Source organism: Roseibium sp. RKSG952, assembly GCF_009711355.1.
Genome location: NZ_SMMF01000337.1, coordinates 1 through 636 on the forward strand (window position 1 = coordinate 1; position 636 = coordinate 636).

At 52.0% G+C, this 636-nt stretch carries 1 protein-coding gene; it reads right to left on the minus strand.

The genetic code is table 11. The features are described from left to right. Positions 1–94: 94 nt before the first annotated feature. Positions 95–592 carry a calcium-binding protein gene (locus E1297_RS00940; RefSeq protein WP_368669424.1) on the minus strand — a complete coding sequence of 166 codons (498 nt, stop codon included), beginning with the start codon at positions 590–592 and terminating at the stop codon, positions 95–97. Between the last annotated feature and the right edge of the window lie 44 nt (positions 593–636).

A 636-nucleotide genomic window follows, 5' to 3' on the forward strand; every position in this document is an offset into this window, starting at 1 on the left:
AGGCACATTATGCCTTGGAAGGCCTTCCCTCAAAAAGAAGACTGCAGATTGAGCAGCTTATACTGTGTTGCACTTCGCGCCTGAATTCACTCCCTCAAAAAATATCGGTGTAGTCTGTCAAGTCAATCGATGAATTTTCATATGTAACAATTCCGCCGTCCTCGGACAGATCGTAGTCTCCCCCATCCGAAAAGGTCACGTAGTCCGAAGCAAAATCCTCCAAAGAGTCATAGGTTGTACCACTATCGGAAATCGTCACTGTGCCACTGTCCTCATCGTAGCTGGCGCCATAGTCCTCTAGGTAAATGACGAGCGTATCGCCTTCGTCCTCATTGAAATCCGAAATGGTCACCGTGCCGCCCGCAAGTACGAACACGTCGGAGCCGCCCCCACCGTCCAAGCTATCACTGCCTCCGGTTGATATCAGATAGTCACTCTTGTCTCCGCCGTAGAATGTGTCGTTGCCATCGCCGCCTACAAGCACATCCTTGCCGTTTCCGCCGTAGAGTGTGTCGTCATCGTCGCCACCATAAACGAGATCATCATCAGTGCCGCCGTAGAGTTCATCCTTGCCTTCATCGCCGTACAGGATGTCGTTGCCGGAGTGCCTGACCTGCCCCTTTTTTCAGGGCCACT